Raw genomic sequence first — 9215 nt, 5'->3', positions numbered from 1 at the left:
GATGGAGCAATTTCTGTGTAGGAGCGAGCTTGCTCGCGAAGGACGTTTGATCGTTCCCACGCTCCTGCGTGGTAACGCATCCCGGTGACGCTCTGCGTCACGTGGACGCGGAGCGTCCAGGGCGGCATTCCCACGCAGAGCGTGGGAACGATCAAGCGCAGACAAAAAAGGGGTGAGCAAACGGTCGCCCCTTGATGGAGCAATTTCTGTGTAGGAGCGAGCTTGCTCGCGAAGGACGTTTGATCGTTCCCACGCTCCTGCGTGGTAACGATAGAACGCAGCCTTCGGCAGCTGCTACGGACCGCGTTCTGACCCAGGAACCACATTGGTTTCAAGCACCGTGACGGTGGCGGTGGTACCGGCTCTGAGCCGACGTTTACCGGCATAGTCAGGATCGATCTGTATCCGCACCGGCACCCGTTGCGCCAGTTTGACCCAGGTATAACTGGGGTTGATGTTGGCCAGCAAGCGACCGCCGGGCAAGTTCTCCCGGTCGGCAATGGCGAAGGCAATGCTTTGCACGGTGCCGCCAAAGGTTTCGCCGCTCATCAATTCGATCCTGACGCGGTCGCCCTCCTCGATTCGCGGCAGCTTGGTTTCTTCGAAGTAGCCGCTGACATAAAACGAGTCACTGTCCACCAGCGCCAACAGCGCGCCACCGGCGGCGGCATAGTCGCCTTGGCGGGTCAGCAGGTTGGTGACGTAACCACTGACAGGCGCTTCGACCCGGGTGCGCTGCAAATCCAGTTCAGCCTGGGTCAATGCGGCGATTGCCAGTTGCACGTTGGCCTGAGCCAACCCCAGGTTGGCCTGGTTGCGCAGCAACTCAGCCTGCGCCACCGCCACTTCCGTGCTGGATTTTTCCCACTCTTCGCCGGAGATCGCGAAGCGCTGCTTGAGGGTGCGCCGTCGGCGCTCTTCACTCTGACGCTGGCTGAGCAGCGCTTCACTGGCAACAATCGTTGCTTCGGATTGACCCAGGGTGGCTTTCGCCACCTCCACCGAGCGCTTGGCATGCTCCACCGCCAGGACGTAGCGCGCCGGGTCGATCTCCAACAGCAGCTGGCCTTTGTCCACATGCTGGTTGTCCTGGACGCCCAGGCCGACGATGCGCCCCGAGACATCGGCGGACAAGGTCACCACATCGGCACGTACCCGTGCATCCCGCGTCCAGGGCGCGCGGGTGTAATGCTCCCAGGCAAACCAGCCAAGAACAAAGGCCAGCAATACCACCGCCACCGTCACGAGTCGGGCAAGGATCTTCTTCAACGCATCAAGCTCCCATCACCAGAATCAGCGTTGCGCAAACGCAGGCGTACAACGCGCCTTCGAACAAGGCTTCATGCCAGACGAACCGCAGCACACCGAAGCGGCGCAGGATCCAGTCCAGCAGCAGGAAAACCGGAAAGGCCAGCAGCAGCGCCTGGGCGATTGGCGGCAAGTAGACGCCACCCACTTCCAGATCAATGGGCAAGGGCCGGAACTCCTTCCATGTCTACGGGTTGAAAGTGTTTGCGATGTCGCTCCAGAAACGACACCACAATCAGCAGCGCCACGCGCATCCTGAAGACCGACCACAGGTGTTCATGAACGTCTAAATGCAAGTCGTCCATTTCGTCGCCCAGGACCCGCAGGTTTCCGAGCAGTTGCTCAAGGTCAATCCCTGGCCGTCCGGCGACCAATCGTCCAGCCTCACGGACTGCAGCCAGCAGACGGTTTTGTTGTTCAGTGCTCAGCAGCGTGTTGCTTCGCCCCTGTTGCCTTAGCTGGTTCAACGCCACACCCAGTGCCATGCACCCGAGGCTGACTTCGAACAGCTCGCTGGACTGCTTGTCGTGGGTGGCCGGTAATAATCCCAACATCATGGTCAGACGATCGACCATGCGGCTTTCAAACGCAAATTGCTGCTCATCGGTGGCCGGTGTCTTCAGCAAAGCGTAGACCTGCTCGCAGTTTTCTTTGAACAGCCGGCGCATCCGCAAAACGGGCCTGAACGGAAAGATCAAGGCGTAGACACTGAGCGCAAGCGTGGCTGCGCAGGTATACGCAGCGGCAAACTCGAACCACAGAATGGCCGTGTTTTGGCCGATTCCCACGTTTTGCGGGCCCAGCAACAGCATCGTCGTCAGTCCAAGCCCAATGCCTGTGCCAGTGGTTGGTGGACTGGCCAGCCCTACCGCGACGGCATACAGCAATGGGGCGAACAACAAGGCGAGTAACTCGAAGTCACTGATCATCGGTACCAGCATGAACTGATACAGCGCCGACACCACCAAGGCCAGACCCAGCCCCCTGGCAAAGCTTTGGCTGGCCAGATACGGTCGCGGAAAAGTCGCCATCAGCGAACAGAGAATCCCCAGCACGATCATCCCGCCACGAGCTCCGTCCCAAGCGGTCTCGATCCAGATCAGGCCGGCCACCAGCAACGCGGTAAATGCCCGGATCGCGTTCATCGCCGCCAGGGTGAAGTCCAGATGCAGCGGATTGTCCTGGCCGCGAAACACGCAACTGGCTTCACGCCCGTCCTGGATCGCGTCGCTCAGTTCGAGAGTCTGGCCGAGCTGCTCCAGCATCCGCGCCTGCTCCCAGCGCAGAGCCCAGGCCAGTGAGCGTAGTGTGGCAGGCATCGTCTCGGTGAGTTGTTCGGCCTTGTAGGCCTGGTCATCGAAGCGCTGTTGCAGCGCCGAGAAATGATGGCGAGCCTCGGCTGATAACGAGCGTCCCTGCTGGGCCAATTCATCGAGAAAGGCCAGCTCTTCGGCGCGCAAACGCTGTATCTCCTCCGGCAACGCGCCTTCCCAGCGCTCGGTAAGCAGCTCCCGCTGGTGGCGCAAAGCCGTCAACCGCGAGGTCAGCAGCACCAGCTGATTACCCAGCAACTGCACCAGCCCATTGGCGCTGCGCAAACGTGGGGCATCGAAATACAAATGCCGACGTACGCCTTCCAGGGCGCTGATCGCGCCTAGCAGCTGCATCTGGCGCCGGTGGAAATCGGCTTCGCTTTCTTCGGTTCGAATGACGGCAGCAGCGTGGGTCGCGAGCAGCTTGATCACTTGATCGATCTTGGCGAAGTAATCCCGGGCTACGGTTTCCGGTCGCGCCGTAAGAAGGCTGACAACGCACACACAGGCAACCGCCAAGAGCGTCTCGGTCACGCGGGTGACGGCCAGCAGGAACGTGCCGTCCTGATCAGGCACCGCCAGCAGTGCAACAACCACTGCCGTGTATCCGCTCAAAACAAACGCCTGGGAACTGGTGTAGCGCAGCAAGGTGCCACCAGCGGTACACAGCGCCAGCCACAAGGCCAGGGTGGTGATAAAAGGCAGCGGCGCCTGGGGAAAGATCGCCATGATCACCACCGCCACAGCCGCCCCGAGCGTGGTGCCGATGACCTGACCGAAACTGCGGGCCAGGGCCATGCCGCCCAGTGGCTGGCTGACGATGACCACCGCCATGATCGACCACTTGGGCTGGTCGAGGTCGAACAAGAAGGCCAGATACAGCGTCAATAGCCCGGCCGCGATGGTTCTCAGGGCGAACAACAGCACCCCTTGCCCGGGGTTGAGTATCGCCTTGAAGTACTGAAGTAGCGGTTGCATGGGAACACTCATCGAGTCATCTCCAGCAAGCGTAGTCACTGCTTCGGTGCCTCGACAGGTTTCAGTCTCGACACACGCTCCAGGCAAACTCGCCGATGGGTCAGACGCTTCCGATAGATACGCTCGATCACCCTGTCAGCCATAGCGGTTGGACAGAAACGAGCCGCGCTTCCTGGCTGGAACCGCTGCGAAAGCGTCACTCGATAAAGCCCAGCCCCATGATTGTGCGTCCCAAGCCGATCGAGTACGTACTGACCTGAGTCAGGGTTTGACTCCTGGCCCCTCCTGGCCGAAGCTGACGCCTTTGTAAAAGCTGCCAGCCCCCGGACTCCTGCATGCCCAAGCCCCGCCGCTATCTGATCATCGGTCTGCTTATCGTGTTTGCCTGCGCCATTGCCTGGTTTTTTATGCGCAGTACTGCGCCAGTCGTGCCTCCTGCGGTGAAGCAGGGTTATGGCAAAGCGCTGGAACAGGCCCACAATGGCCAACCGGGCGCGGCGCGGGTGCTCTATCAACAACTGGCCCGCCCGGACCTGTCGGACAGCCAACGGGTCAGGCTACATGCCGAACTTCCCGACTACCCCAGCCCGCAAGCCTTGAAACTGGCCGAAGCCGATTTGCTCAACCCCTCGATAGTGGTTCGTCAGGCGGCGATACAGAGCATTGTCGGGCTGGTGCCTGGCGGGCAAAGGAGCCTGTTGCTCGGGCCGTTGCTCGAGGACAGGGAACAAAGTGTGCGTTTCGCCACGGCTAACGCGCTACTGGGGCTTTCGCCAGACGATCTGGGTTTGTATTTCGGTCCCCTGGAGCAAGTCCTCGACGAGTATGAATCAGTCCTCAAGGCCCAGCCCCAGAGTGTCGAGGCGCAATACCAACTGGCGCGCCTGCACCTGCACAACGCTCAATTGAAAGAGGCACAACAGGCTCTCGAAACGGTGCTGCGCCTGCAGCCTGAAAATCTACGCGCCGTCGTCACGCAGATTGAGGTGCTGGACAAACAAGGTCAGGCTGATGCTGCCCGGCAGTTGCTTGCCAGGCAGTTGCAAGAGCAATCCGGCTCGGCTTATCTGCAGCATGCCCTGGGTCTCTGGCTGTTGCATCACGGGCAAGGTGAATACGCCTTGCTGGGTCTGTCCAAAGCCGTGGAGCTTGAACCGGACAACAACGAATACCGCTACGACCTGGCCACCACACTGCACGGCGAAAAAGAACTTGAGGCCGCACAAAAGCAGCTCGAAGAGATCGTTCAACGCCAGCCAGCCAATCGTAAGGCGCGGGTACTGCTGATCAACTACTGGAAAGAAAGCGGGCAACTGCAAAACGTGCAAATCCTGCTGGCGCAGCTGGAACAACAGAATCCGGATGACCCGGCGTTGCAGCAGGGGTTGTAGGCCCAAGCCTGCGCCCCCCCCCCCCCCGAAAGATCGTCCGAACGCGGGCTCGGCAACTCCTGCAGGTTATGCGTACACCTGATCATCCACGGCTGTACCAGGTCGATGCAGGATCTGCGCGAATGCCTGGTCCGCCGGTTGCGGTCTCGTAGAGAACAACCGCTCGCTACGCCAGCATCTCCTGAATTTTCTGCTGCAAGGTACTCAGGTTGAAGGGCTTTTCCAGGACCGGTGCAGTCCGCGTGATAGGGCTGCCAGATTCTCGAATTTCAGCCGCGTAACCACTGATAAAGATCACTTTCAGGTCCGGGCGAAGCTTGAGCGCAGGCTCGGCGATCATCACCCCGGTAATGCCACCGGGCAGTCGATAATCGGTGATCATGATGTCCAGGTTCGGTTTGCTGGCCAGAATCTCGAAGGCCTGCTCGCCATTCTCGGCCTGTAATACCCGATAGCCCAGGCCCGACAGGTAGTCGGCGAGAAGCATCAGGATTACCGGTTCATCTTCGACGATCAGTACGACGTCTTGTGCATCTTCACTCATGGGAAGCCTTTGTTCGTTCAATAGCTGCCGGATACGACCATCCGGTCAAGCAGAGGTTGCGTCGCTTGTAGCTGTTTCTACAACGGCAGGCAAACGCGAAATAAGGAGCCTTCATAATCTTGCATTCAACAGTGATGGAGCCCGCATGGGCTTCGAGCCGTGCCTGGCCGCCTTCGGTGTACACGTGCAGGTCGATCGGACCCTTGGCGCCATAACGCAAAGCATTTGTCAGCAGGCTGGATACTACCTGTTCGATGGGGGACTCGTCCCGGTTGCCTTCTACCGGTAGATCGGCAACGAAGCTCACCGAGGATTCAGCCGAATCGACTTGCAGCGCGAAGTTCTGCAACAGAAAAAGCACAAATTGTGCCAGATAAAACCGGCTGGAGAGGATCGACAGCTTGCCGGTACGCAACCGCGAAATATCGCGCATGCGCACCGCTTAAAGGCCTTGGTGAAGTGCTGAAACACGGGGCTTGCTCCCGAGCCGGGCTGCTATTTTTCTGACAGCTTAGCGCGCAATGTCTATGTCGTACCTGCCCTGGGTCAAGCGGAAGGTTATTCTTCTCGGCCGGTATACCGCTATGCTGTTTTGTACAACCTCGAGAACTTGTCGGGACTCGCTAACGGCTCATGCCAGTAGCGAGTCTGTTTCGCCGACCGGCACCCGCGCCTTCACTTTTAGAGAGCCCCGTAATGTCCGCCATCGCCTCCACCATCCTTGTAGTCGAAGACGACGCCATCGTACGCGAGCTGATCGTTGACGTGTTGCAAGAGCTGGAGCTCAAGGTGCTTGAAGCCGATGGCAGCGAAACCGCCTTGAAACTTCTCGGGGACAGCGGGCAGACCATCGACCTGTTGATGACAGACGTCGGACTACCGGGCATGGACGGTAAAGAACTGGCGGTCCGTGCCCGTGAGCTTCGACCCACATTGCCAGTTCTGTTTGCCAGCGGTTATGCCGAAAGCATTGAAGCCCCTGTCGGCATGTCGGTCATCGGCAAGCCGTTCTCTATTGATCAACTGCGGGACAAGGTTCAGAGCATGCTCCGACAAGGGCGCTGAACGCCGCTTTAGAGTTCAGCCTTCTTGATTATTTTCGCGACTGTGTTTTTCGGCTCGCCTTGCCATGAACGCATCGATATCGCTCGAGGTTACCCGGTTGAGTCTCTCGGCATGCCTTTCTCTGAAAGCATCGATGTCGCTTGAGGTTACCCGGTTGAGCGCTCCGGCATCAGCCACCTGCCCATCTATTCCGGTGCCGGCAATGGCTTCATTACCGAAATGCAGGTTAAGAATATCGCCGTCAGGACTGGTTTCTTTAATACCCTCTTTTACCGTCCTTCCCGCGATGCCATCGGAAACTTCGTTATGACTTGAATTGATAGCCCGGGTAATAGCCTTGGGGTTGGAAATAAATACGCCATCCTTGTCGTAGGCGCCAAGTACTGCTGAGGGGGGCAGATCAACACCATAGTTTATTTCAAGGGGCGGCAGTTGCTTGAGTGGCGAGTCGGGACGAAACGCCAGCTCAGTATTGGCATAAAGGTGGAAACCTTCAATTTGCCGAGCATCGATAAAATAGGTGAAGCCGCCTTTGTCGCCACCATATACAAAGGCCCCCGCACCATCTTTTTTGTAGAAGGCCGATGTCGATATTCCGGCACCGTCGAAGGCCAGAGCGTCATGGGCGCCTCCATAGCCCCCTTTGAAGCCGTTCACTTGATTGATATCAGTGATGGGCGTTCTTAACCTGAAACCCTCTTCGAAGATGATCGACGGTTCCCGCATATCACCGCGAAATACAAAGCCCTGGTACACATAGCCTTTTTCAGGACCAGAAAGCCGGACCCACTGGGTCTCGCTCGCCAGTTTCTGAGCCAGGTGCGGTCCTCCTGCAAGATGCCCCAGTTGAGTAGACACACTGATACCTTTCGCGACACCAGGGATTTCCATTCCCGCGGTGGCGGTTATCTGATTAGCGATACTCGATGAAGACTCGCGCAGCAGGGAATACCTGTGGGTTGAGTTCAACAATGTGCCGACGCGACGGCCGATTTCCTTTTTTGCAACGCTGGAAAGCGCATTGCCGACGACCTTTTCAGCAATCGGTCCGGCGAGTTCGACAATAACCCCGATTGCCGCACTCATCCTCAACCGATCAGCCTCTTCGGGGTCATCAGACAACTCCGCGCGCGCCAGATCTGCGGCTGAAACCCCCATTCCCAACAAAAATGAAATCATCATTCTCGCCGGTGCCGTCGCCAAAGCGCCCGTCCCGCCTATAGGTAATGTCGCCACGATAGAAAGGCATTGCAACAGGTACCCCACCGACTCCAGGGCCATATCAGTCAACCGTTCGGCGCTAGTGGACACCAGGGTGTCGATATCAGCCAGCGCTCGTGCAATGTGGCGTTCGAAAAGTGCTTTGCCTATGTCCGCCTGGGGCTGGAATACAATTTCCCTGTAAACGGGTCGTCTGGCGAATAACGAATATACAGGACCTTTATACTTGAAGTCTCTTACATAGGTTCTTTGCTGGTCACGAAGCGGAATTCGCTTCAACAGCATTTTTTGCAGTGTTTGGTTTTCTTCAAGAACCCTGCCTCGTGCCTCATGCCCCTCGGGAAACTCAAAGGTTGCATTATCACCGCCCAGAAAAAACAGAACCCCTTTGGCCAGATTATGCCGACCGATAAATACGACATTATCGGCTTCAAGGTCGGGATCGCTATGCAAGTTCAATGTACGGGCTGGAATGATGCCTTTGAGAAACCCAAAGGCAATGATGCGACTCTCCATAGAGTGTTCATCGCTCTGCATGTATTTGACAACTTCTTTTTTCAATTCGGCTGTCTTTAGCAATTCACCCAATGCCTGTGCTGTCGGTTGCCTCAATGTATCTGCCACATGACGCCTGAAATCAGATTGATAATCTGCATCCTCGAATGAATCCTTCAGGTCACTGGAATAAATTTCAGGCCAATCTACTCGTATGTAACCCTTATCTTTCAGTACCTGATGATGGTAGTCAGTGCAGATCTCCGCCAGCGTAAACATTTGATAGCGCCAGTCAGCAGGTGCTTTTTCGCCTTTTAACCAGTCACTTCGACGGACGGGGCTGGGTTCAATGTATCTAACATCAATACTCGAGTCGAATTTTATACGGCTTTTTATGTCTGCGGGAGAGTCTGAGTTCTGCACGGTATCTTCAATCCGCTGACGGATGAAAAAGACAGGGTCGAAACTCCAGGGAGCTGAGACTGCCAGGCAGCCCCCGACTATTTGTTCACTTATCTGGTCCAGGGTTAAACCTGGAACCACTTCATTGCTTTCGCTCGAGCTTTCGACAGCGTTGGTTCTTGCCTTGAGCAAAGGTGCATCATCAGAATCATATAAGTCCACCAATGGATCGAGCAGCCATAACAGTGAGTCATCTTCAGGTCGTTCTTGGGGAGCCGTCATACATCACCTACTAAAATCATATGGATGGGAATCACGCTTTCCGCCAAGCAAAGGACATCGCTAGCGGGCACCACAAACCATAGACAATGACGCCGCCAGAAAAAATATTCTGTTGTTAGCAACTATTACCTGACACTAACCATCCGCACTGGATTTCGATCCCCGGAAGCGCCAGGGTCATATTCAATAGAGAAACAAGTGGTCAAACAAGCACGC

General features: G+C 57.0%; 7 protein-coding genes and 1 pseudogene. 2 read left to right on the top strand and 6 right to left on the bottom strand.

From position 1 onward, the window contains the following. Positions 1–294 precede the first annotated feature (294 nt). Genes AC07O1_RS22195 through AC07O1_RS22185 form a run of 3 tightly spaced genes read right to left on the bottom strand, consistent with a single transcriptional unit; the run spans position 295 to position 3611 of the window. A complete protein-coding gene (locus AC07O1_RS22195) occupies positions 295–1269 on the bottom strand; it encodes an HlyD family secretion protein (protein ID WP_494995316.1) in 975 nt (324 codons plus the stop codon). Between the two features lie 4 nt (positions 1270–1273). Continuing rightward, positions 1274–1474, bottom strand: coding sequence for a DUF1656 domain-containing protein (locus AC07O1_RS22190; protein WP_494995315.1), 201 nt, complete (start codon positions 1472–1474; stop codon positions 1274–1276). After that, entirely contained in the window at positions 1464–3611 is a 2148-nt protein-coding gene (locus AC07O1_RS22185) for an FUSC family protein (RefSeq protein ID WP_495090130.1), read from the bottom strand. The genes AC07O1_RS22190 and AC07O1_RS22185 overlap by 11 nt, the downstream gene beginning before the upstream one ends. Before the next feature lie 323 nt (positions 3612–3934). Between AC07O1_RS22185 and AC07O1_RS22180 the strand changes: the two genes are divergently transcribed. Beyond that, positions 3935–4990, top strand: coding sequence for a tetratricopeptide repeat protein (locus AC07O1_RS22180; RefSeq protein ID WP_495024011.1), 1056 nt, complete (start codon positions 3935–3937; stop codon positions 4988–4990). Positions 4991–5156: 166 nt separating this feature from the next. On the opposite strand, the gene AC07O1_RS22175 is transcribed toward AC07O1_RS22180, so the two are convergent. Further along, entirely contained in the window at positions 5157–5534 is a 378-nt protein-coding gene (locus AC07O1_RS22175) for a response regulator (RefSeq protein WP_495090129.1), read from the bottom strand. A 45-nt stretch (positions 5535–5579) separates the two neighbouring features. Next, positions 5580–5967 (bottom strand): annotated as a pseudogene (locus AC07O1_RS22170) (histidine kinase); the annotation flags it as partial. A 263-nt stretch (positions 5968–6230) separates the two neighbouring features. On the opposite strand from AC07O1_RS22170, the gene AC07O1_RS22165 reads away from it, so the two are divergent. Beyond that, complete coding sequence (locus AC07O1_RS22165; RefSeq protein ID WP_495090128.1) at positions 6231–6599, top strand: response regulator; 369 nt, start codon at positions 6231–6233, stop codon at positions 6597–6599. Between the two features lie 15 nt (positions 6600–6614). Here AC07O1_RS22165 and AC07O1_RS22160 read toward each other — a convergent pair whose 3' ends face one another. Next, positions 6615–8999, bottom strand: a complete 2385-nt coding sequence (locus tag AC07O1_RS22160) for a hypothetical protein (RefSeq protein WP_495090127.1) — start codon at positions 8997–8999, stop codon at positions 6615–6617. Positions 9000–9215 lie beyond the last annotated feature (216 nt).

This window comes from Pseudomonas sp. GW821-FHT07G10, assembly GCF_059418545.1.
The sequence above is the reverse complement of the archived record's forward strand: the minus strand, read 5'-3'. Positions and strand labels throughout refer to the sequence as shown.